This window comes from Arcicella aurantiaca, from assembly GCF_003148625.1.
Classification (GTDB): Bacteria; Bacteroidota; Bacteroidia; order Cytophagales; family Spirosomataceae; genus Arcicella; species Arcicella aurantiaca.
The window spans coordinates 32,031-57,908 of the sequence record NZ_QGGO01000020.1 but is presented as its reverse complement, the minus strand read 5'-3'; the positions used below and the strand labels follow the sequence as shown (position 1 = coordinate 57,908).

Genomic DNA, 25,878 nt, shown 5'->3' with positions numbered 1-25,878 from the left:
TATAATTTTGCTTCAAATAATTAAAGAAATTATTGGTTTCAATCTTAAACAATCCCAAAGTGTGTACAATGAAAAAAAACATTACTTATCATCGAAGTAAGTGTAGAAAGCAAAACAATCGAGTGAAAATTCTTTCTTGGGCTTGCTCAGTAATCCTATTTTTAGGGATATTTATTCTCAGTTCAGATTCTGCCTTTGCTCAGAAAGAATCAAAAATATCAGGTACAGTGAGTGATGATGCAGGCGGACCCGTAACTGGTGCAAGTATTCAAATAAAGGGAACTGTAAAAGGAACATCGACGGATGTAAATGGTAAATATAGTATCAGTTTTGTCGGCGATGAAGCAACCTTAGTAATCTCTTCGGTTGGTTATATTTCACAAGAAAAACAAGTTGGTAAATCTCAAAGTGTTGTTGATGTTCAACTAAAAACAGACGTTAGGTCGCTCAATGAAGTGGTAGTGGTTGGTTATGGTACTCAGAAAAAAGTAACCTTAACTGGTTCTGTTTCGGATGTAAAAGGAAGCGAAATGCTTAAAAGTCCACAACCCAATATTTCCAATTCATTAGCAGGTCGTTTTTCGGGTTTTGTGGCTAACAACCGCAGCGGAGAACCTGGTTATGATGGTTCAAGCTTTAGTATTCGTGGTCTTGCTACCACAGGAAACAACGACGTGCTAATTGTTGTGGATGGAATTCCCGGTCAAATTGGAGGTTTAGACCGCCTTGACCCTAACGATATTGAAAGTATTTCTATCTTGAAAGATGCTTCGGCTGCGGTTTACGGTAGTAGAGCGGCAAACGGTGTTATTTTGGTAACGACAAAACGTGGTACAACAGGCAAACCAACTATTTCATACAGTTTTAATCAGGGGTTTAGTTCTCCGACAAGATTACCAAAATTAGCGGATGCTCCAACGTATGCGACTATTCTAAACGAAATTGACTATTACAATAATCCTGCGGGTGGATTGAATCAACATTATTCAGAGTCAGACATTGCTAAATTTGCGAACGGTTCTGACCCAATTAATTTCCCAAATACCAATTGGCAACAAGCAGTTCTTAGAAGTGTAGCCCCTCAAAGTCAGCATAGTTTAACGGTTAATGGCGGTAATGAATCAACCAAATATTACCTTTCAGCAGGTATTTTGAGCCAAGACGGTTTAGTGAATAACGGTATTACGTCATACAATCAGTATAATTTCCGTTCAAATGTTGATGCCAATATCACGGATAATTTCAAAGTAAGTTTATCGCTATCAGGTCGTCAAGAAGATAGACGTTATCCAACTTCAAGTGCAGGAAATATTTTCCGTTCTATTTACAGAGCATACCCTACGGTAGTGGCTACGTATCCAAACGGATTACCCTCAACAGGTATTGAAAACAATAATCCTGTTGTTTTAGGGACTTCGGCAGGAGGTATCAATAATAATCCCAAAACGGTATTTAATGGTATTTTGAGAGCTTCTTATAACTTACCATTCGTAAAAGGCGTAAGTATTGACGGTTTTTATTCGGCAGATAAATCTTACGATTTCTCAAAAACTTTTAACACGCCTTATCCATTATTTAACTACAACAAATCGACGGGTGCGTATGACCAAGTAATTACGGGTGGTTCTGCGGGAGCAGCAACCTTGAGCGAGCAACAGATAACGACTTCTTTGTTGATTCAAAATATTAAGTTGAACTATGTCTTAAATCAAGGTAAAAATAACTTAAATGCCTTTGTTGCTTATGAACAAAGTTCTAACAAAGCCGAGACTTTTGGTGCATCAAGATTAAACTACCCAACTACTTCTACACCAGAATTGTCTCAGGGTGGTGCCGCCGCAACCGACAAAAATAACTATGGTAGTAGCTATAATTTTACAAGAAAAAGTTACATCAGTAGAATTGCCTACAATTTTGACGAGAAGTATTTAGCAGAAGTTCAAATGCGTGTGGATGGTTCATCAACATTTGCAGATGGAAAACAATATGGTTTTTTCCCTTCTTTCTCAGCAGGTTGGAGAGTTTCAGAAGAAGCATGGTTTAAGAATAAAGTAAGTGCAGTAAATGACTTGAAAATCAGAGCTTCGTATGGTTCATTGGGTAATGACAATGTTGGACAATTTCAATATTACAACAATTACTCGTTCAATAACGCTTACGTAATTGGTACAGATTTAATCCACTCAGGTATTGATATTACCAAATTAGCCAACCCAAACATTACGTGGGAAGTATCTAAAAAAACAGACATAGGCTTGAATGCGACCGTTTTTGACAACTTTAGTTTAGAACTTATTTATTTCAAACAACAACGTTCAGACATCTTGGCGGCTCGTAATGCTTCTATTCCAAATGTTTCTGGTATCGTAAATCCGTATGGTTCAGGGTCATTAGTTCCTGACCAAAATATCGGAAAAGTTAGCAGTTCAGGTATTGAGGCAACAGTTGGGTATAACCACCGTGGGGCATTCAGATATAATGTGTCTGCCAACGCAACGTATGCAAAAAGTAATATCGAATTTATTGACGAAGCCGCAGGAGCTTTAGACTATCAACGCCAAACGGGTAAACCCTTGAATACTTACTTGTTGTATAACGCAATTGGTATTTTCAGAACTCAAGAGGATTTAATTAAATATCCTCGTTTAACAGGTACAAAACTTGGAGATTTAATCTTGGAAGATTATAACAAAGATGGAAAAATTACGGCTGACGACATGGTAAGAACTCAGTATGGAAATATTCCGCTTGTTACTTTTGGGGTAAATTTCAATGCAGATTATAAAAATTTCGACTTATCATTTGTAGTGGCAGGACAAACAAATGTTAGCCAATATGTATTGCCAGAAGCAGGACAAATCGGTAATTATTACAGTAGTTGGGCAGATAATCGTTGGAGTCCTACCAATACAAATGGAACATTTCCACGTGTTGACACTCGTACTTCATCGTCAATTAATGGAGGTTTAAATCCAAATACATTCTGGTTAAATGATGCTTCTTTTGTTCGTTTGAAAAATATTCAAGTAGGCTATACTTTACCAAGCAGTATTTCAAACATTGCTAAACTAAAGCAAGTACGTCTTTATGCAAATGCCTTCAACTTGTTTACGCTGACAGGTGTAAAAGACTATGACCCAGAAGGTAACAGCGGAAGTGGACAATTCTATCCACAACAACGCATCATCAACTTAGGGGTAAATGTTAAGTTTTAATTTTAGAAAATCATGAAAAAATATATTAAGAATATCATATTATCGTCACTTTCAATAGGTCTTTTAGTTTCTGTGGTTTCTTGTTCAGAAACCTTAGATGTAGTGCCTACGGATAGAGTTTCGGATAGTTCCATTTTATCAGATTCATCTTTATTTGAATCATTTGTCATTAATCGTTATATCGGTGCAAGACTTACAGACAAAGAAGCAGAAGGAACTCCGCCAGGTTTTGGTAGAGGTTTTGAGTATGCGATGTGGGCTTCCTTGACAGATGAAGCAATCTACAATAATGATGACAATACTTGGCTTGTTCAACGTGGACAATTAGCCCCAGAAAATACAGGGATTGCAGGTACAATTTGGGGAAGAAGTTACCGCAGTATTCGTGAAATTAACTATGCTCTAACTAATATTGCCAATGTTAAAATGAGTACAGGTCAAAAGAATCGTTTAACAGGCGAATTGAGATTTTTACGTGCATTTCGTTATCAAGACTTAATCAGAAACTATGGAAGTATCATTTTGCTGAAAGATAAAGTCTATAATTTAGGAGACGATTTTACCAGCGAAGAAGTATTTAAAAAATCATCTATTCAAGAATGTATCAGTTATGCCGTAGCAGAATTAGATGAAGCAAGTAAGTTATTGCCCGCAGATAATTCGTCTTCGTGGTTATTGGGTAGAGCAACCAAAGGGGCAGCATTAGCCTTGAAATCTCGTTTATTATTATATGCTGCCAGTCCACTTTACAATGCAGGAACTTGGCAAGTAGCTGCCACTGCGGCTAAAGATGTAATGAACTCAGGAAAATACTCGCTTTTCACTAATGGTTACGACAAATTATTTTTAACTCCAGAAAATAACCCAGAAATCATTTTTGAAAGACTTTACACAAGAGGAGCTCGTCACGTATGTTTAGAAATTTCAAATGCTCCAAATGGTTATGATGGTTGGGGTGGAAATTTACCATTACAAAACATGGTTGATGCTTACGAAACCAATAAAGGAAAAACAATTACAGACCCTTCTTCTGGTTATAATCCGCAAGCACCGTATGAAAATAGAGACCCACGTTTTTACATGACTATTCTTTATAATGGTGCAAGTTATCGTACCAATACAATTCAGTCGTTTTTACCGGGTGGAAAAGATAGTAAAGATGGCCCAAGTAACTGGAATACCTCAAAAACGGGTTATTATTTAAAGAAATTCATGAATGATAACTTGCCAATTAATAACCCTTGGGATGTTTCGGGTACACAACCTTGGATTTATTTTAGATATGCTGAAATCTTATTGAATTATGCTGAAGCTCAAAACGAAGCAACAGGACCAGACCAAACGGTTTATGATGCCGTGAATGCAATCCGTAGCCGTAAAGGAGTAGGAATGCCTGCATTGGCAACAGGTTTATCAAAAGAGCAAATGCGTGATGCCATTCGTAGAGAGCGTCAGGTAGAATTGGCTTTTGAGGAACACCGTTTTTATGACGTGCGTCGTTGGAAAATTGCCAATGTTACCGAAAACATTCCTGCTTATGGTGTAGATGTTGCTAAAAATGGCAACACATTTACATACAGTAGAAAAGAAGCATTATCGGGTCGTCGTTTTGAAGACAAACATTATTTTCTTCCAATTCCAAGAGCAGAAATTCAAGCAGCAAATGGAAAGTTAAGCCAAAATGCTGGTTATTAATTTCAAAACTTGTCCTAAAAAGAGCCGTAGGCTCGGGAAATTTTGTAGCCCCGAAATTTATTTCGGGGTTACAATTATTATTTCACCCCGAAATTCATTTCGGGGCTATAAGATGGGGCAAGCCTACGGCTTTTTCAAGAGTGAAAACGTAGAATGATGGAGTAATGATTTTTAATCACCAAACATCGCAAATTATTTCATTGATAATCCCAATATTTTATCTGTTTAACCTCTTATCTATACAAACAAAATCATGAAAAATATTTGGGTTAAATTATCCGTAATTTCACTTGTTTTGCTAAACTGTTCTAAAGATTCCATTCAACAACCAACACCACCAATTATTGAACCTCCCAAAACAGAAGTCATTGACCCTCTGAATATTGCGGGTTTAAACTGGGCAGATGGACGAGATAATTTTGTGGATGGTTGGCTGATTCCGTCGGGTTTAACTGCGGGAGATAATTATGGTACAGTTATGACCAAAACAGAAGCTATTTTAAATGGTTTTTCTATTGAAGTAAAAGGCGTTAATACCATTCGTATTCCTATCAATCCTCCATCGGTGGCAGATTCTTGGTGGAATGCCTATCAAGGTGTTCTCGATAAAGCAACAAGTAAAGGATTTAATGTTATTGTGGCTTGTTGGGAAGGAGCTTCTTCAAAAGATGGATTAATTGATGACACCAGTAAATTTTGGACAATGTGGGATGCAGTCGTTGCCAAATATCAGGATAATCCTAAAGTATATTTTGAACCTTTCAATGAACCTCACGGCTATTCGTTGAGCCAATTAACGACAATTTATCAGCAGTTTCTTGACCGTTATCCCAATTTGACAAGGGGAAGAATTATTTTAGATGGACAAGGATACGCAGAAAATGTTGTTGGCGTGGGTGGCGATAGTCGTTTTAAAAGTTGTTTATTGGGTTTACATAATTATGCTTTTTGGGCAACACGAACTTTATCTGACTGGAAAACAGATTGGAGAAGTCGCTTCGGAAATTACGCAAACCGTACAGTTATTACTGAATTTGGAGCCGCCATGAGTACGGGAAAAGACTATCAGAATGGAAATCAGAACGATAACGAAATCGCTTATATCATGGCAACGAGTGATATTTGTCGGAATGATAAAATTTCAAGTGTTTATTGGCCGGGTTTGAGAGATGGCGATTCTTACAGTCTTTTAAGTAGAAGTGGCACAGAAACCAATATTTCTATTTCTACGGTAAATACTTCTGGTGTTTACAGAATTAGATATGGCTGGGGCTTATAGATTTACAAGAACCTGTAAATCAAAGTAAGTACCAAGAATAAATTATTTAATAAAATTAATGTCATTGATTTGTAGTGGTGTATAGCATACGCAAAAAATTGTCAAAACATTGGCGTATGCTATACGCCAAACATAATGTCAAATAATTTATTCCTAACACTTATTATATTTAATATTGATAGGATAACTGATTAGTTCAGCTACTTCATAATCATCTATCTGTTTATTGTTACTATTTGAGGTAGCCATTTATATAAACCTTTATAATTTTTATCAATGATTGACATCGCTAAATTTTCTTGCCAGAAAGCACTTCGTTTTACTTTTCCCTTGCTATTTTTCATAACCATTAATGAAAGTTTTGGGCAAAATAAGCAAATACAAATATCCATTGACCCACAAATTCAATTTCAAAAAATTGAACATTTTGGAGCATCTGATTCTTGGGCTTGCCAATTTGTTGGTAATTGGACTGAACTGCAAAAAAACAAAATTGCTGATTTATTATTTAGTCAAGATACCTTAACAAATGGGCAACCCAAAGGAATTGGCTTATCCATTTGGCGATTTAACATTGGAGCAGGAAGTACGGAACAAGGCGATTTATCGGGAATTAAAGATATTTGGAGAAGGGCAGAATGTTTTTTAGACAGTAATGGAAATTATGATTGGAATCGTCAGAAAGGGCAAATTTGGTTTTTGAATGCGGCAAAAGAAAGAAAGGTTGCTAAGTTTTTGGGCTTTACCAATTCCCCGCCTGTACATTTTACCGTAAATAAAAAAGCATTTGCTACCGACGGAAAACCAAATCTTGATTCCACGCAATTCGATAATTTTTCTAAATTTCTTACCCAAGTTATCACTGGAATTAAAGCAAAAACAGGCATTTTGTTCGATTACGTGAGTCCCGTCAATGAACCACAATGGAAATGGAGCGACGGCGGTCAAGAAGGTACGCCTTTTACTAATAAACATATTACGGGAATCACTAAAAGTTTAAGTGCGGCTTTAGCAAAGGCACATTTACCCACCCAAATAAATATTTGTGAAGCGGGACAAATTGATTATTTGTACAAAAATCATAATAATCCTGCTTGTGGAAATCAAATAGCTGCTTTTTTTCAAACTAACTCGCCCTTTTATATTGGCAACCTTCCCAATGTAACCAAAGCAATCAGCGGGCATAGTTATTTCACGACCTCAACTTCTGATACTGCTATTTTGAAAAGAAAGGCATTGCAAAAAAGCGTTCAGTCCGTTCCAAATCTAAAATATTGGATGTCAGAATATTGCATTTTAGGAGATAATGAGGGCGAAATACAAGGAAACAAAAAAGATTTGGGCATTAACCCTGCACTTTATATCGCCAAAGTGATTCATCATGACTTAGTGTATGCAAACGCCAGTGCTTGGCATTGGTGGACAGCTCTTTCACATTATGATTATAAAGACGGTTTGATTTACATTGATAATTCAACCACAGATGGCAATTTTTATACAAGCAAAATGCTTTGGGCTTTTGGTAATTATTCACGGTTTATTCGTCCTGACGCCAAGCGAATATCTGCAAGTATTCAATCAAAAGAAGACGTAAAGTGTTTGGTATCAGCTTATAAAAATATTGACAAGAAAATTGTAGCCGTTATTATCAATTCTGAAAGCTTTCCGATAGAATTGAATCTTTCCTTAAAAAAACAAAAAATAAAATCATTTAGAACTTACACTACATCTGAAATTGAAGATTTAAGTGCTTCTAAAAAGATTAAAAAATCAAATAAAATTACGGTTTCTCCCAATTCAGTCACGTCAATTTTGATAGAATAGACTTCCTGCGAAAGTGTTTTAAGTCGTAAAACAACATCTTTTCGGCTACAAATAGCGAAAAATTTTCAAGATTGGGCATCCCCCCATTTCTCTGCTATGCTTTCAAAATTCCCGCTATTTTCACTCGAAAATATACCATTTTTCAATCATAAAACACTTTCGCAGGAAGTCTAATCAATAAAACGGAAGTATAGTAACTTTTAAAGAATGTTCGACCTTTCCATTTTCATCAATCTGACTATCAGCTATTTATAAAATACCGAAATGTACTTTATTTTATCTCGATAGAAAAATCCAAATTTCCAGTTGAATCAAACCCACGTTTGATTCAACTATTAAGAACAGTATTTGTAAGATAGAGATTATACCAGTTTTAAAGACTTGATGCGTACCTTACGGAAGTCGTCGTTTTGAACGACGACTTCCGTTGAGACTCAGATACGCAATAACTTTTTTAAATTAGTATTATACCAGTTTCAAAAGCGAAATAAACTAATGGCAAATTTCAACATAAAGCACTTATAATAACTAACTCAAATTCGGCATAAACAAAAAAAAAGCCCCATTGAGGGGCTTTAAATAGGGAATTCTCAATAAAATCAATACTCGCTGGGTAGTTTTCCAAATTTGCCTTGAAATACTTTTGAGAAATACGAAAGGTTTTCAAACCCAACCGTAAAAGCAATTTCAGAGATAGTTCCTGTATTATTTTTGATTAATTCTTCAGCTCTTTTCAATCTGAAATCTCTGATAAATTCATTGGCTGTCATATTGGTTAATGCTTTCATTTTTCTTAATAATTGTGAGGTACTCATGTTCATTTCTTGACTGAATTGCTCTACATTAAAACTATTTTCAGACAAATGGTCTTCCACAATTTGTATTGCTTTGTTTAAGAAAATGGCTTCTTTTGAATTTATTTTCAATTCATCTGGTTGTAATTCATTGGTTTTTCCTGTGAAATATTGCCTAAGTTTTTCTTGTTTTTCAATCAGATTTTTCACTCTAACTTGTATTTCTGTGGAGTTAAAAGGTTTGAGTAAATAATCATCTGCCCCAAGTGTTAAGCCTTCTATTCGGCTTTCAATATTGGCTTTGGCGGTCAATAAAATAACAGGAATATGAGAGGTTCTTTCATCTGTTTTAAGGTTTGTACAAAGTTCAAAACCATCCATTTCGGGCATCATTAAATCACTGATAACTAAATCTGGAGTGTTTTCTATGGCTTTTAACAGTCCGTCTTTTCCATTGAATGCTTCAATAATTTTGTAGTCATTTTCAAAAACAGAGCGGATATACGTTCTAATATCTTCGTTATCATCTACGATAAGTAAAATATTTTCGAGATTTGTATTGGGGGCATTGGAGAAAATGGGCGTTATTGCTTCCAAAACCGCATCTTTATCAGCGGTTTCATTCTCTTTTCTTGATAAATCTAAATATGGAAGGCTACCCAAAGTTAATTCTTCAATGGGCAAAGAAACTCGAAAGCTTGTACCTACATTTTCAAAACTTTCTACATCAATAGTTCCTTGCATTATTTTAACCAATTCTTTCACCAAAGCCAAACCAATACCCGTGCCTTCATATTTACGATGAGGGCTGTCGTCGGCTTGGTAGAAACGGTCAAAAATACGAGTCAATTTTGCTTCTGATATACCAATACCTTCATCCTTTATGATTAATATAATCTTTTGATTTTCAAGCTGATAATCAATTTTGACAATTACTTTCTTGCCTGATTCTGTAAATTTAAAGGCATTGAAAAGTAAATTGGTCATAACTTTTTCAATTTTATCTTTATCAATCAAACCTTGGGCTTGGGTATTATTTTGGCTAAATTCAAATAAAATGCCTTTACTTTCTGCCAATGATGAAAATGAACTAACGAACGTTCTGAAAAATTTGAATAAATCGGTTTGTTCTAAGGTTACTTTCATTTGTCCACCTTCCAATTTACTGATGTCTAAAAGCTGATTGATTAATTCGAGCAAACGATTGGCATTTCGGTGAATGATTTGATACACGCCACGATTGGGATTTTCGTTAATGAGGTCTTGGGCGGGAGCTAAAATTAAGGTTAGCGGGGTACGGAATTCGTGCGAAATATTGGCAAAAAAATTGGTTTTGAGCTGGTCAAGTTCTGCTAAACGCACCGTTTCTCGGTCTTTAAAAAAGATTTCTTGTTGCAGACGAACTTGATTGGCTTGGTGCTTAGACCAACGGTATAATACAAAGCAAACGCAAGCGATATAAAGAAAGTATGCCCACCAAGAACGGTAAAAAGGTGGATTTATAAGTATCGGCAATTCAAGAATTTTACTCCAAACCTCTCCGTCTGTGGTTCCCATCACTTTAAAAGTATAATGCCCACTTGGCAACTGAGCGTAATTAGCAAAATGATTGTGAGTACCTGTTTCAACCCATTCATTATCAATGCCTTCCAACTGATAACGAAAACGGTTTTTGATTGGATTGGTAAAATTCATGAGTCCAAACTCAAGAGTTAATAGGTTTTGGTCGTAGTTCAAATCTAACTTTGATAGCGTTTCAATGGTTTCATTGAGTATGCCTGTTTTGTCATTCAACTCCACCGTTTTGTTATTCACTTTCAAGCCAATTATTTTAATTTCGGGTTGAGTTTGAGTTTGTCCAATTTTAGATGCTTTAAAAACTGTAAAGCCATTTATACCCCCAAAAAACAATTCTCCAGAAGGAGCTTTAAAATACGAATTGGTATTAAATTCATCATCTTGTATGCCGTCAGATTTATTGAAATTGGTAAAATTCAATGTCTTTGTGTTCAGCCGTGCAATTCCCCTGTTGGTACTCATCCACAGGTTTTTATCATCGCCCTCCAATACGCCATAAACAACCCTATTGGGCAAGCCTTGAGCTTCTGTGAAGTGTTCAAAAATGCCTGTTTCTTTATCTAATCGTTCTATACCGCCTCCTTTGGTACTTACCCATAAGTATTTATGCGGCAATGAAGGGTCGTTAATGATACCCGTAACAAAGTCATTACTCAAGCTTTGGCGGTTTGTTTTACTATTTTTATAAATCGAAAAAACAGGTTGGGTACTTAAATTTTTGCCTTTAATTAACCCATTTTGAGTACCTATCCATATAATGTTTTGGTCTTGAAAAAGGGCATACGTTTGTACAAAAGCACCATTTTGAGGTAATAAAGCATGATAATTGTACATTTTAAATCGCTCAGTTTGCGGGTTAAGCACATACAAACTGCCATTCGTTAGTCCTATCCAAATATTGCCCTGTTTATCCAAATTCATTTTTGCACCAAAATCACTAAAAACATTTAAAGAAGGTAAAATATATTCTTTGAGCAGTTTCCAGTCTTTGGTAAATTTCATCAATACCTGTTTTTTCTCAAATCTTTTATGGCATAACATCCAAAATTGATGTTTTTCATCTTGTAAAAGCCCTTCATGCCCCAATGCTTTTCCACTCATTTTTGGCAACATAATGCTAAAAGTATTATCGTTGGTATTGTACTGATAAAAATGATAAGTGGGTAAGTAATTGGCATGAAAATAAGTACGTCCTTCCATATCTCGGAACAAAAAAGAAGGTGAGTAGGTGGGCAAATAAGATTTGAATTGCCTGTCTTGAGGATTATATTTTAACAATCCATACCCACGAGTTCCTATCCAGATATTCCCATTTTTATCTTTTGTAAATAAAATACAGTTTGGGGGGATTTTGGCATACGCATTTTGAGGATTTATTTTATTGGTTTTTAGTAACTCTTGAGGACTAAACAACCACATATATTCTTGATTGGCTATTACCAAAGTACCATCATCAAATTGATTTAAAATGGAATTTTCTCCACTTTCTTCAAAGGAAATTTCTTTTTGAGCCAGTCCTTTTCTTCCATAAATTTTGGTTCTACCAAGTGTCCAAATCCATTGCTGACTATCTTTGATATAAATAGAAAAATCGGCATTTTTACTAAACAAGCCATTAAATATATCGGGCTGTGTTTCCTCTAAAATTACTTTTGAGAAAGGATATTTTAATGATTGTTTATCTAATTTAAAAGAGATATTCCCTTTAAAATCAAGAGGTTTTACCTTTTTAATTTGTTGTGTAAAATCTTTATCGTTGGGAAAACCTACAAAATTATCAACTCTAAAAACTTTGTTGGGGTCATCTGTAAAAATCCAAACAGCACCAAATGAGTCTAATTTTAACCGAATGATATTGTAATTACCTGCATTTTTGAGAGTGGCATCAATTATGTTGGCATGATAAAAGCGTTGTGTTTTTTTATCAAAAAGATTTAATCCGTCCTTTTCTGTACCAATCCAAATTCTTCCTTGTTTATCTTCCAGCAAAGTCGTACATATATTGCCCGAAATACTATTTTCGTTGTAAGGGTCATAAGTAAAAACTTTAAAATTATAGCCGTCATAACGATTTAGTCCATCTTTTGTAGCAACCCACAAAAAGCCCTCCCTGTCTTGTATCATATCATAAATCATTCCTTGCGAGAGACCGTCTTTAATTCCAATACTTTGCCATACGGTTTCTTGTTTTATCGTATTCTGTGAAAAACAGTTGAATAGTAAAAATTGGAGTACTAAGACTTGACGAAACAACATTAATGATAGAAGTTAGGATGGATAAAGCTACATAATTAGCGATAAATCCTAATATAAAATAATTTTCAAAAAAAATGAGATATACTTTAGTACACTGTTTAATAAGTTATCTGGATAATTTTTATTCCAAAATCTTGTAGAACTTCCGGAAACAATATCCATTGCGGGTAAAAGAACTTTCGGGAAGTAGTCGAGAGGTTCACTTCCCGAAAGTTTTTTCTACTTTCGGGAAGTTGAAGAAAATTATTAAACACTGTATTTAGCTTAAATAAAAGCTAAAATACATCTCATTTTTCTTGAAAATATTAAAGTAAATGAACTAAAAAAATGCTTATTTTTAGGTCATTTGTTTATCTGGTGACCAGATGGCTTTGTAATTCTATTTACAAACCTACTTCTAATTTACTGTTCGACGAATTAAATTTAAGTTGTCCTGTACCACGACATTCCAAGTTTTTTATAGTCCTTATGCCATCAAGTGTAACGATGTGATTATTATCAATTATTACATTATCGCCTGCTTGGGGTACACGCCCAACATTCCATGTAGAGCTAACCGCCCAATTGCCCGAAACAATACTTTTGACAGGACAAACATTGGTATAGGTATCACCTGTGATAGTCCAGCCTTTGTTAGTAGTCATATTAGTACGGGCGGCTTGCCCTGCACAATAGGTAAGAGGTGAAACACTCTCAAGGTTTTTGTTGGTATATCCTGCGGCATTCCACGCTATCAGAATATTGTCATAATTGGTCGTAGATATACCCGTGTTATAGAAAATATTGGTCATATTCGTTACATTAGCGATATTAAAAGCACCAACATTTTGATTGAAGGCAGGACTCCCTGCAAACATATAACTCATATTGGTTACAGCAGCCGTATTAAAATTTGCGGGCAAGGTTTGATTGTAAGCACCACAAAAGGCAAACATATAACTCATATCGGTTACTTTAGTTGTATTAAAATTAGCAGGTAAAGCTTGGTTATAGGTATTACAACCCGAAAACACAGAACTCATATTGGTAACATTAGCCGTGTTTAAGTTTGCAGGAAAAGCTTGGTTATAGGCATTACAACTCGAAAACATATTACTCATATTGGTTACGGCGGCAGTATTCAAATTAGTAGGCAAGGCTTGGTTGTAGGCTGTACAACCCGCAAACATATAACTTATATTGGTTACGGCAGCCGTATTGAAATTAGCGGGCAAGGCTTGATTATAGACACGACAACCATTAAACATATAACTCATATTCGTTACATTGGCAGTATTAAAATTAGCAGGCAAGATTTGGTTATAGACATAACAATTATGAAACATATAACTCATGTTAGTCACTCCAGACGTATTGAAATTTGTGGGAAATGCTTGATTATAAGCACGACAATCTGCAAACATAGAACCCATATTGATTACCGCCATAGTATTAAAATTAGCTGGTAAGGCTTGGTTATAAGCACGACAACCCGAAAACATATAACCCATGTTGGTTACTGTGGATGTATTGAAATTTGTAGGCAATACTTGATTATAAGCACGACAACCAGCAAACATATAACTCATATTGGTTACCTTATTTGTATTAAAATTAGCTGGCAAGGCTTGATTATAGATTGTACAAAAGGCAAACATATTATTCATATTAGTGACATTATCCGTATTAAAATTAGCTGGCAATGCTTGATTATAGACACTACAATCACTAAACATATAACTCATATCGGTTACTGAAGCCGTATTTGGGGCATCAGTGGCATTGAGTACCATATTGCTACACCCATAAAAAGCATTTGCCATGCTTGTCCACACAATATCACCCCATTGGTCTATGGATAATAGTTTTGCTCTGTCGCCTCCATAATTAAAATAAATTCTGGGGAAATCTCCTCTGATAGCAACCGTATAAGTACCTGCTGTTCCGTAGTCATGGGTCACATTGCCCGTTAGCCCTGTTTGTTCAAATGTTCCGTCATTGTTCCAGTCCACATCATAGTTGTACCCTGTACCAATAGTAGGAATTGTAATAGAAGTAGTATTAGAAGTACCAGTATTGTTAGTTTTCCAAGTGGTAATGAAAGGGATAGCCCATATATTTTGATTTATCAACAAAGCCACAAAAAGGTAAATGTTTTTTTTCATTTTGGTAGGAAATTAAATTGGGTTGAAAATGTAGTAGCAATAAAAAAAGAGGAGAGAATTTAATACGCTAATTCTCCCCATCTTTTTATCTTCCTACCACGAAAGAAAGTTGTTAACAATATATTTTATGTATTGAATATTAGAACTCAGTACCTTAATCTCCATAAAGGAGACTAAGGTAATATAGGGTGTTAGTGAACTATATAAACTAAAATCTTGAATATCTTCAGAGCTTTTAAGTCTTTATAACTTGATGGCAAATTTCAGCATAAGGAACGATTAATGAATAACTCAAATTCGGCTATCTTTAACTCAAATTCAGCATAAACACAAAAAAAGCCCTTTTCAGGGCTTTAAAAAGGGCTTTGATATTTCTTAATAGCTGATAAATAAACTTCTTGACTGAAGCCTTCGTTCTTAGATTCTGATTTTGGATTCACTATTAAACCTATGTCAATATCTTCATTTTCCCAATTAAAGCGTTCCATAAAAATGAGAGCTTTTATAAAATCTAACTCGAACAAAAGCTAAAACTTAGAATCGTACATAAATCACGTTTATGAATTTTATATTCCTGTTATTTTAATCAAATTATATTAAACTTAATTTTATCGAATATTATAAAATATCTTTAGACACGATGATTTTTTTTAATGAAGTTGTTTAAAACGTTTTGATGCAATTGCCCTGTTTTATAATAATTTTCAAATATTTGTATATTTTTGTTGTATAATATACAAAGTATATTTCATTTTTTTGAAATTGATAAAATACATACAATTATGAAAATTGGTTACGCAAGAGTTAGTACAAAAGACCAAGTGCTGGATTTGCAAATTGATGCCCTTAAAAAAGAAGGCTGTATGCTAATTTTTAAAGAGACTGCTTCGGGAGCAAAAGCTGATAGACCTGAATTGCACAAATTGATGTCGCACCTAAGAAAAGACGATGTTGTGGTTGTTTATAAACTTGACCGTCTGGGACGTTCTCTAAAACATTTACTCGAAATTGTGGCTGAGTTGGAAATGAAAAATGTAGGCTTGAAAAGTATCAATGATGCCATTGATACCAATACACCTCAAGGACGTTTATTTTTTAATATCTCGGCTTCGTTTGCAGAATTTGAAAGAGATTTAATTAGAGAAAGAACAAAATCTGGTTTAGAGGCAGCAAGAGCAAGAGGTAGAAAAGGTGGACGCCGACAAGGAATGACTAAGGAAGCTGAACAAAAATCTATCCTTGCAGAAACCTATTATAAGGAGGGGAAAATGGGAGTAAATCAGATTGCAAAAGAAATTGGAGTGTCAAAAATGACGCTTTACAAATATTTGCGACATAGAGACGTGAAAATTAGTAACTATAATAAAACGGAATAATAGACTTCCTGCGAAAGTGTTTTAGGACTTAAAACACTTTCGCAGGAAGTCTAATAAACTATTTGTCGCAGACAAATTTAGCCCACAGATTGAACTGATTTTATGGATTTACCTTGAGAAAGGTATTGCGTATATGAGTATCGTTTTGAAAGCTACGGTTTATACACAAGTATTTGAATATCGATTTAGAGCCATAGGCTCGGTTAAATTTTGTAGTGGTGGGTTTTAACCCACCGAAAATGATGCGAAATGCCATTTTAGAGCCATAGGCTCGACCCATTTTAAATGCCTCGTTCCTACGGAACTCAAAAAATGGTCATTTCCTTTTTCGGTGGGTTAAAACCCACCGTTACAAAATGGGTCAAGCCTACGGCTTTTTTATTCTATAAATTTGTGTATAAACCGTAGTCTTCAAAACGACAACTTCCGTAAAGTACGCATCAAATCTTTAAAATTGGCATAAGGTCAGCTAAATGGAACGCTTCAAGAAAATTAAAGCCGTTCCATTTTTTGTACTCAGTAGAATTTATCAAACGTATTTCAAGAGTGTTTGGGCTAATTGACTTTTGGGGATATTTCCGCCCACCAATTTTTCTTTTACTACGCCATTTTGAAAAATTAGAATAGTTGGAATAGAACGGACTCCTAAGCTTGCAGGTACATTTGTATTGGCATCTACATCCATTTTAGCTACAATGGCTTGCCCTTCCAATTCGTCTGCCAATTCTTCTACAATTGGTCCAAGCATTTTGCAGGGGCCACACCACTCTGCCCAAAAATCTACTAAGACAGGTTTTCCAGAATTAATTAATTCTGAAAAATTGTCATCTGTTGCTACTATATATTTTCCCATTTTGGTATTGAAATAAATTGTACAATATTTTGGTCATCAAAGAATAACGCTCTAATTACCAATACTTTAATTGTGTTAAACGTTGTAAGCGGCTAATCGTTTGCAATTGCTTTCCATGCTCTCCATAACATCACCACTAAAATTATCTTGCTCAACAATAAAGTGCTTCATTCCTGCTTTTTTAGCTTCTTTCAGTAGTGAAACATAATCTATTGAGCCATCACCAATGACGACATTTTTCTTGGCATCTACCTTCGACATATCCTTAATATGCCCTAATGTAAAACGATTTGGGTATTTTTTGAAATAGGCAATTGGGTCTGCTTTTGCCGCCACTACCCAATAAACATCCATTTCCCATTGTACCAATTTGGGGTCTGTATTATCAAGTAGGTAATCAAAAATTAAGGAATCTCCCACTTTTTCAAATTCATAAGCATGGTTATGAAATGAAAACTGTAAGCCTGCTTTATGACAGATTTCACCTGCTTGGTTAAACAACTCCGCCGTTTTTTTCAAGTCGTCAGGAGTGGTTCTCAAACTTGGGAATAAATAGGCACAAGTCAGGTGTTTTTGTCCTGTTGTTGCTGCTTTTTCAACCAATTCATCAAATCTTGAAACCAAAGTAGCTTGTCGCCAAGACTCGGCTTTTTGTTCTGTTGTTCCCGAAATAAAATGACTTCCAAGAAGATTTAAACCTTTGTCTTTCAACATTCCCGAAAACTCATTGGGCATCATGCCAAAATAATGCCCTTTACTATTTGAAAAAGATTCAACTTCTTTGTAACCCATTTGGGCAATTTTGTCTAAAGTGCCGTGCAAGTCTTTTTCTAAAAGGTCTTTGATAGAATATAATTGAATACCTACGGTTTTAATTTCTTTGGCAGACAATAAATTAGTACCATTTGCTTTAATGATTTCGGGCATTGCCAAAGCTCCCAGAGCTAAAGTACCCGTATTTTTGAAAAAATTTCTTCTGTTCATTTTTTTGATTTAAACTATGAATATGATAATTCCACAACATTCTCCGACAACATTAAATAACGTTCAGCTTCTAAGGCTGCCATACATCCCGAACCTGCTGCTGTTACAGCCTGACGGTAATTTTTATCTTGGACATCACCGCAAGCAAATACTCCCTCAACATTGGTTTTGGTAGAATCAGGATACGTAATTAGATAGCCTTGAGTGTCCATATCGAGGTAGTGTTTAAAAACGGCTGAATTGGGTTGATGCCCAATTGCTACAAAGAAACCTTGTATTTCAACATTGGTTATTTCTCCTGTAATTTGGTTTTTCAAGCGAACACTTTCTACAACATTTTCACCTAAAATCTCTTCTGTTTCTGTATTCCAATGGATGAAAATGTTGGGCGTGTTTCGTACTCGTTCTTCCATTATTTTAGAAGCCCTCATCGTACTTTTTCTCACAATCATGTGTACTTGTAAGCAAATTTTAGCGAGATATAAGGCTTCTTCGCAAGCAGTATCTCCTGCACCTACAATCGCTACTGTTTGTTTTCGGTAGAAAAAACCATCACAAACTGCACAAGCAGAAACACCATTTCCATTGAGTCTCGACTCAGAAGGTAGCCCCAACCATTTGGCAGATGCACCCGTAGCGATAATGACCGAATCAGCCGTTATTTTTTTATCATCATCGACAGTTATAATGTGTGGTTTGCTCGAAAAATTAACCTCTGTCACAATGCCATATCTAACATCAGTTTCAAAACGTTTGGCTTGGTTGGCAAACATTTCCATCATTTCAGTTCCGCCAATTCCTTCTGGAAATCCGGGATAATTTTCAACTTCATTCGTAATAGTTAGTTGTCCTCCGGGTTGATTTCCAACATACATCACAGGTTTTAAATTTGCTCGGGCAGCATAAATAGCAGCAGTATAGCCCGCAGGCCCTGCCCCAATAATTAAGGTTTTAACGTGTTCCATATCAATAAAAAAGAGGGATGAGCAGGTTTGCCCATTGAAAAAATTGAAATGAGCATTGTGTAATCTTTCCACTACACAATGCCATAGTAGCACTAATAAACTCGTCCTACTTGTTCTACAATCATGCGTTTCATTTCTTGTGGAACAATAGACCCCTGAGTTCTGTAAAGAATTTTGCCATTAGGAGCAATCAATAAAGTATAGGGCAAAGCACCTTGCCATTTAGGGTCAATGGCTTCAATGAGTTTGTATTTGTTTTCTGAATTATAAATGAAATTTTTGCCTGATGCTTGCATTTTTTTAAGCAACTCCTGAGCCTTATTTTTCTTATCTGGTTTATCGGCACTAATGGTGATAAACTCAAAGTCTCGTCGTCTGTACATTCTGTTAATGTTCACAAAATCAGGCAACTCTGTTACACATGGCCCACACCAAGTTGCCCAAACATTAATTAAACGAACTTTATCTGTTTTGTTCGCCAATAATTCGGCAATTCCTTTATCATCTATTAAATCCATATCAACGGGTTCTTTTGCCCATTCCAAAGGAGCTTTTACAGCCCATTCGCTTTTTTCTGACCATTTAGTAGAGCAACCAAAAGTTTTGGTAACAGGCGTAGCAACTGGATTTCCTGCCAATAGTGCATCAAAGGCATTACGAGCATCTTCTGCATTGGCACTGCCAATTTTTTCTGAACCGTCCAAACGACCTACGTATTGAAGTTTACGATTTTTGTCGAAAATAAATAAATGTGGCGTTGCAATAGGGCCATAAGCTCTGGACATTTTTTGCGTTTCGCCATCGTACAAATAGGGAAATGTATAACCCTTTTCTTTCACACGAATTTTCATTTCTTCAAAAGAGTCGCTCATATCGCTATACCCCAATTCATCAAGAGCAATTGCTTTTGGGTCATTCGGTGACACTGCGATTAAGGTAACACCTTTGGCTTTGTAATCATTGGCTAAAGCAATAATTCTATCTTCATACGCCTGAGCCGTTGGGCAATGATTACACGTAAAAACGATTGCTAAAACATTGGCACTTGCAAAACTGTTGAGATTATACGTTTTACCATCTGTACCTCGCAAACTAAAATCAGGAGCAGATGCACCAATTTCAAGCGTTTTTACATCGGTGGCAAAAATACTATTTCCTATAAAGAGGAAAATAAGAAGCAACAACGACTTCCTGATACACACATTGAGTTTTGAAAAATTCATGATGACTTTACAGTTAAATTTTGAAAAAGATTAAAATGTTTGAGTTTAAATATTCTTAATTGCATTCATTTGAAATACACAATTAATTATACCTTAAACCATATTTCTTGAGGTCAAAATTGGCTATAAAATCATGAGCAATACCATGACAGATGTAACAAAAAGCGGGGGTATTTAGTGGAAATCGTGAAGATTGGAGAATAAAGGTAAGATATTGATAATCTCTTGGAAAAAAGACTGCCCCAAAGATTGAGTCTTTGATAAAATATAACTGAATTTGATACTGATTCAAAATGATTTTCTCAAATACCATGTTTGAATAATAGCAAAAAACGATTCAGCTTTACGCAAATCGTTTTCGCAGGAAGTCTATTACTGAAATTTACGAATACAATCGTTCTTTCTTGAAATTATACCATCCTGATATTCCAAATAGAAGGATAAATATAACAAGTGGTAAAAAAGTCTTTGTAGAATTAATGGCTGGCTTATTTGTAAAGGTACTGACTTTAATTTTTTGCCATTTTTCTGAATTTACGCTTGCATTTTTGAATATTTTAGGATAAAAATAAAGCCTTAGTTTTTCGTGAAATTTAGTAGTTTCATTTAAAAAGTTTAGCTGATTGCTCAAACCTGTTTGTGCCAATTCATTCAATTGAATTTGTAAATGAACTGACGGAATAAACATGGCAATATTGGTACTAACACTATTACGAAGTTCTAATTTTTTCATCAGCTCGGTTGCCTCTTTTACCGACTCATCATCACCCATTTGTTGCATGGCGTAATACCAAATCCAATTAAAATCGCCCTCGGGGATTATGATTTTTTTGTATTGAGGATAATGAACAAAAAATCTTTCTATCGAGACACGTTTATCCTTATCCCATTTTTCGTGATAACTTTTTCTTTGTTTGAGTGTCGTTGCCAAAGCTTCGGGAGTTGGATATTTATGTACAAGATAATTATTGATGCTTGCAGGCAAAATAATAACCAATATCAACCAAATGGATAGCAAAAATAAAGCATTGAAATTGGAACTTTTATCTAAAGAAACAACCCAAAAACAGACCACAAACCAAAAACATATATAAAAAATAGAAACAGTCAGAAAAGAAGCCAAAACTGAGTTTATAGGAATAGCTAAAACAAATTTTGCCATTAAAAAAATGACTAATAAAACAAAAAGAACCGTTAAGAAACGAACAAAAAAAAGCTGAAGAATATAAAAAAAGTAGTTTTTGCACTGAATTACTAAGATTTTCCAAGTACCACTTTCCTTTTCTTCAGAAACGATATTGTAGGTAAATGCGATGATTAAGAGTGGAAATAAACAAATTAAAACAAAACTAAAGTCTATATTGCCGAGCAGTAAATTGGTCGGATTGTTTAAATCTGCATCATATTTTTGTGCTTCTAAACCTCTAATGGTAATACTTTGGATGGAGGAATTTACATCCCGTTGTCCGATAGATAAAGCACTAATTGGCAATGTAGAATTAATCAATGAAAATTTTAAATAATATAATAAAAGACCTAAATCGTCTTGATGATTTTTAACGTTTCTATTGATATATTCTCGTTGAAAAATTCTGACGTCTTGAACTCCTTTTGCTTGTTTATCCAAAAATTGTTGCCCAACAAAAATACTTATGAAACCCACAAAAAGCAGGAGTAATACGCTGTTTTTAACACTACTTGAACGGAAGAAGTTTTTTAAAATTAATGCAATCATATTATGCGGAGTTTTATTGACGATACCTTGATAAAATATTGAAGTAGCAAAATCCAACATAAAAACGCCAGAATAGAAATAGCTTCGTTTTTTAAAACTTGAATAATGCCAGATTTCTGAAAATGGAAATCTTCTAAATGTTCCCAATGTTTTTTATCAATAATCTGTTTTTTATCTGCCGAAGATTTTGCTTTGTTACTAATCAGTTTTATCTGTAAATTATTCATTTCCTGAGCCATTTTAAAACGATATGTTTCTGCTTGTGCTTGAAAATCTACATAGGATGTAAAATCAGTATTTGAAAGTGCCATCGACAGGTTTTTGATTGCCATAAATGGATTGAAAAACGCCATTATTTTAGTAAAAATATTCTGCTTTTGATAAGTTAACCAAAGTTCATTTTGATGTTGTTTGTAAATATTAGCACTTATTTCTTCTCCAATTTTCATCTGAAAACCAGCATAATTAAAAGGTAGTTCCTGAACAGAATCAACTTTGTAAGTTACTAACAGTGAGTCTTTTAGTTTTTTAAAATAAGGGTCATTTGGGTTGTGACTATCCCCAACTTTTAATATGTCTTTATCAATATTATATGAAAATTCTGTTTTTGAAGGAAGTGTATAAATCGCTTTCCCGACTGTCTGGCTGACTCTTGGAAGAGCAACGGTGAGTATTAACCAAATGCCAATTAATGACGTTAAAGCACTTTTGGAAGTCTTACTTTTGGCAGAAATTAACACAGCAATTACACAAAAAATACATAGATAAACGAAATAGAAAATCGTAATTAATAGAAGCCTAAAGGCATCATCAAGAGAAATATTTGATTTTTCTAAGGCAGCCCACGTAACACCAAAAACTAACATTAGCGGAATGAAAATCCCTAAAATTACCCCAATTAACCCGTAGATTTTTCCTAAAATCAATTGTTTCCTACTCAGTCCTTGACTGAAAAGTATTTTTAAAGTACCATTTTCTCTTTCAGACGAAATACAATTGAATCCTAAAAAAAAGATGAATAAAGGGAAAAGTACCTGTAAAATCATGGCAATGCTTATTTCTCCAAATCTTAATAAACCCGTTGAAAAGCTTGCTTCTGAAAAGTTGACAGTATTTTGTTTATGTGCCTCTAAAAAAATAGTATTGCCTAAAAAACTTTCCATTCCGAAATCAAAAACACTCAATGTCGATTTTTTGCGAAAGGCGAAATTGCCAAAATGAGCCATTCTGTGCGGATGTTTATCTGGATTGCTTAACCAATCTTTTCTGGATTCATATTGATATTTTGTGATTATTGCTTGTTGACTTTGAAAGTTTTGGAATCCTGAAAATAAAGCAAAAATCAACAATCCATTGATAAAAAATATAAGAATTCCGATTGCTTTATTTTTGCCAATAGTTTTCATTAAAAGTTTGGCAATTAATAATTCTGCTCGCATATTGATAATTTTAAGCTAAAACTCTTCGTATATTTTATTAAAATTTATAAGTTAATGTAAGCGTGGTATTTCTTGGCGAACCCGGAAATAATCTAAGGTAATTTTGAGCTCCAATCCAATAAGTTTCATTCAATAAATTGTTCATATTGATTGCCAACTGAAAGTTACTTTTGGCAGGGGTATAATAAAAAGCCACATCAACTAAGGTATATGCAGGTACTTCAAAAGCTCTTGAAAACCAAGGAATTTTACTACCACTATACTGTAAACCTATTCCCAAAGCTAAATCACGAAAAATAGAATTTGATTCAAAATTGTAGCGACTCCAAATATTAGCACTATTCACAGGGACATTTTCTTTTCTTTCTCCGTTTAATTTTTCATTAAAATCAGTCATAATTTTGGCATCAATAAAGCTATATGAAGCATTTATTTGCCAATTCTGTAAAATATATCCTGCCAAATCAATTTCAAATCCTCGACTTCTGTCTGCTCCACGTTGTACCAACAAATCAGGCTGAGTGGGGTCGTTTGCATTCATTAAGATGTTTTTTTGATTAATCTCATAGATAGAAGCCGTCAAATTAATACGATTTTGAAACAAGCTACTTTTGATACCTATTTCTTTCAAATCACTTTCTAAAGGTTTGAAAGCGGCCGCTGATTTTTCTGTTCCAAAAAATGCCCCTGTACTTGGCATCAATGTAACGGTATTAGATTGAGGCTGATAACCCTGCAAAAACGTTCCGTAAAGATTAATATTTTTAGTGATACCATACGTGAGTCCAATTCTTGGTAAGAGTTTTGTATTGGTAAATGATTTTTCATTGGGTGCATTGAAGAACGTAATATCCTCAAACCATTCGTTTCTGAGACTCAAAAGTAAATTTATGGCATTCCATTGAAGTAACTCTTGTATATATACGGCATTGGTTTTTGTCAAAGCCGATGGCATGGCAGTTCTCACATTGGTGGTATAGTCATTGATATTTCTAATGGTATAAGATGGATTTTTCAAGTCGATATAACTTACATTGGGTTTGGGCAAAACCACGCCATCAATAGTTATGGTTTGATAATTTCCTGCATTATTGATGTTAAAAGAATTGGCAATAGTACCATCTTTTAGCAACAAGCCACGACTGGCATTTTGTCCGCCTCCTTTTAATTTTTGCCAACTTTGCAAATCATATCCAACCAATATTTTGTGTTTAATTTTGGTAGTATTTAATTCAATATTAAAATAAGCATTCAAATTGTCGGTACTCCATCTTTGTTTCCGTTGAATAAATTGCATACCCGCCAACGACGTAACAGATTTGCCTGTCATATCAATTGCAAAAGCATTGGTGGTACGGTGTTCTTGTAAATCTTCCGTCCAATTTTGCTTCATATAAGTTGTATTGAAAGAAATACTTTTAGAAAACTTATGCGTTAAATTTCCAGTAACGATAAATTCTTTTGAGTAAAAAAAGTCGTTTGGGGCTGATAAATTCAAACCGATGGGCGTACTGTTTAGGTTTGTTTCTCCCGCAACTGCTCCAAAGATGGGCTGACCTCTATCTAAATTGCCAATCAAACTACTGATAATCATCTCTGCATTGATAGCGGTCTTATTATCAGGAATATATGAGATAGATGGAGATAATAAAAAGGCATTATTCTTGACTAAATCTCTATAACTTCCTGCTTCTTGATACGCTCCGTTGAGTCTATAAAGCAAGGTTTTTGCGGGGTTTAATCCACCCGTAAAATCTAACGTTCCTCTAATTGTACTAAAGCTTCCCAAGCTCATTGTAATTTGTTTTTTATCAAAAGCCAAAGGTTTTTTAGTAACCATATTGATGCTTCCTCCGGGGTCAACCGATGAAAAAGTAGCACTTGCCGCTCCTTTGACAACCTCTATTCGTTCAATATTTGAGGTTAATGGTTGCAAAAAATAATATTGTCGAGTTCGCATTCCGTTGATGATTTGCCCTTCTTCGTTTTGACTTATACCTCTGATATTATATTGGTTATAAAAACTTGAAGGAGCAACACCACTGGTTATTTTTACAGCATCTGCTAATTGAAAGGCCTGTCTGTCAGCAATCAATTCTTTGGTCACTGTGCCAATTGCCTGCGGAATATCTTTGTTTAAAATTGCAATTTTAGTAGCCGAAAAAGAATAATCGCTATTATAATCTTTGGCTGTACGTCCAGTTACTTCAACAGTCTGTAATTCCGTAATTTCGGGTATTAGTTCAATGAGCATAAAACTTGTTTTTGAGGTCATTCTGAGCGTTTTATACCCCATATTTGAGATTTCAAGAACTCCTTTTCCCTCAATTGAAAACGTACCTTCTTTATCGGTTAATGTTCCTTTGTCTGTACTTAATAATTTAACAGAAACACCTTGTAGATGCGAATTTGAAACCGCATCTACAATTTTTCCAGTAATAGCTTGGGCATTTGTCAGTGTGTAAGTGAATAAAATTAAGATGGTAAAAATGTGTTTCATTTTGTAAAATATGCTGGT

Annotated in this window: 15 protein-coding genes; 5 read left to right on the top strand and 10 right to left on the bottom strand. The window is 34.8% G+C overall.

Going from position 1 to position 25,878, the window contains the following annotated elements:
* Positions 1–68: 68 nt before the first annotated feature.
* The 4 genes from LV89_RS17040 to LV89_RS17025 all read left to right on the top strand — a co-directional run bounded on the left by LV89_RS17040 (position 69) and on the right by LV89_RS17025 (position 8,013).
* On the top strand, positions 69–3,215 hold the full coding sequence (locus LV89_RS17040) for a SusC/RagA family TonB-linked outer membrane protein (RefSeq protein ID WP_109744129.1): 3,147 nt from the start codon (positions 69–71) through the stop codon (positions 3,213–3,215).
* Between the two features lie 12 nt (positions 3,216–3,227).
* On the top strand, positions 3,228–4,910 hold the full coding sequence (locus LV89_RS17035) for a RagB/SusD family nutrient uptake outer membrane protein (protein ID WP_109744128.1): 1,683 nt from the start codon (positions 3,228–3,230) through the stop codon (positions 4,908–4,910).
* 253 nt (positions 4,911–5,163) lie between these two features.
* Positions 5,164–6,189 carry a cellulase family glycosylhydrolase gene (locus LV89_RS17030; protein ID WP_109744127.1) on the top strand — a complete coding sequence of 342 codons (1,026 nt, stop codon included), beginning with the start codon at positions 5,164–5,166 and terminating at the stop codon, positions 6,187–6,189.
* 276 nt (positions 6,190–6,465) lie between these two features.
* The gene (locus tag LV89_RS17025; RefSeq protein WP_109744126.1) at positions 6,466–8,013 is read left to right on the top strand and encodes a glycoside hydrolase; all 1,548 of its coding nucleotides are present in this window, start codon (positions 6,466–6,468) and stop codon (positions 8,011–8,013) included.
* A 599-nt stretch (positions 8,014–8,612) separates the two neighbouring features.
* Here the strand turns inward: LV89_RS17025 and LV89_RS17020 are convergent.
* The 3 genes from LV89_RS17020 to LV89_RS25835 all read right to left on the bottom strand — a co-directional run bounded on the left by LV89_RS17020 (position 8,613) and on the right by LV89_RS25835 (position 15,273).
* Positions 8,613–12,641, bottom strand: coding sequence for a response regulator (locus LV89_RS17020; protein WP_109744125.1), 4,029 nt, complete (start codon positions 12,639–12,641; stop codon positions 8,613–8,615).
* A gap of 383 nt (positions 12,642–13,024) precedes the next feature.
* Complete coding sequence (locus LV89_RS17015; RefSeq protein ID WP_109744124.1) at positions 13,025–14,785, bottom strand: BspA family leucine-rich repeat surface protein; 1,761 nt, start codon at positions 14,783–14,785, stop codon at positions 13,025–13,027.
* A 353-nt stretch (positions 14,786–15,138) separates the two neighbouring features.
* Positions 15,139–15,273 (bottom strand): hypothetical protein, encoded by a 135-nt coding sequence (locus LV89_RS25835; RefSeq protein ID WP_262509868.1) that lies wholly within the window; start codon positions 15,271–15,273, stop codon positions 15,139–15,141.
* Between the two features lie 294 nt (positions 15,274–15,567).
* Between LV89_RS25835 and LV89_RS17010 the strand changes: the two genes are divergently transcribed.
* The gene (locus LV89_RS17010; protein WP_109744123.1) at positions 15,568–16,161 is read left to right on the top strand and encodes a recombinase family protein; all 594 of its coding nucleotides are present in this window, start codon (positions 15,568–15,570) and stop codon (positions 16,159–16,161) included.
* Positions 16,162–16,690: 529 nt separating this feature from the next.
* Here LV89_RS17010 and trxA read toward each other — a convergent pair.
* The 7 genes from trxA to LV89_RS16970 all read right to left on the bottom strand — a co-directional run bounded on the left by trxA (position 16,691) and on the right by LV89_RS16970 (position 25,860).
* On the bottom strand, positions 16,691–17,014 hold the full coding sequence (gene trxA / locus LV89_RS17005; RefSeq protein ID WP_109744122.1) for a thioredoxin: 324 nt from the start codon (positions 17,012–17,014) through the stop codon (positions 16,691–16,693).
* Between the two features lie 75 nt (positions 17,015–17,089).
* Positions 17,090–17,998, bottom strand: a complete 909-nt coding sequence (locus tag LV89_RS17000) for a sugar phosphate isomerase/epimerase family protein (RefSeq protein WP_109744121.1) — start codon at positions 17,996–17,998, stop codon at positions 17,090–17,092.
* 14 nt (positions 17,999–18,012) lie between these two features.
* A complete protein-coding gene (trxB, locus tag LV89_RS16995; RefSeq protein WP_109744120.1) occupies positions 18,013–18,963 on the bottom strand; it encodes a thioredoxin-disulfide reductase in 951 nt (316 codons plus the stop codon).
* A 92-nt stretch (positions 18,964–19,055) separates the two neighbouring features.
* Entirely contained in the window at positions 19,056–20,186 is a 1,131-nt protein-coding gene (locus LV89_RS16990; protein WP_211321224.1) for a redoxin family protein, read from the bottom strand.
* A gap of 382 nt (positions 20,187–20,568) precedes the next feature.
* Positions 20,569–21,921 (bottom strand): DUF3526 domain-containing protein, encoded by a 1,353-nt coding sequence (locus LV89_RS16980; protein ID WP_109744163.1) that lies wholly within the window; start codon positions 21,919–21,921, stop codon positions 20,569–20,571.
* Positions 21,918–23,360: an ABC transporter permease gene (locus tag LV89_RS16975; RefSeq protein WP_229201544.1), complete on the bottom strand. Its 1,443-nt coding sequence runs from the start codon at positions 23,358–23,360 to the stop codon at positions 21,918–21,920. Before LV89_RS16975 ends, LV89_RS16980 begins: the two co-directional genes overlap by 4 nt.
* Positions 23,361–23,397: 37 nt before the next feature.
* Positions 23,398–25,860: a TonB-dependent siderophore receptor gene (locus tag LV89_RS16970; RefSeq protein WP_109744117.1), complete on the bottom strand. Its 2,463-nt coding sequence runs from the start codon at positions 25,858–25,860 to the stop codon at positions 23,398–23,400.
* Positions 25,861–25,878: the final 18 nt, after the last annotated feature.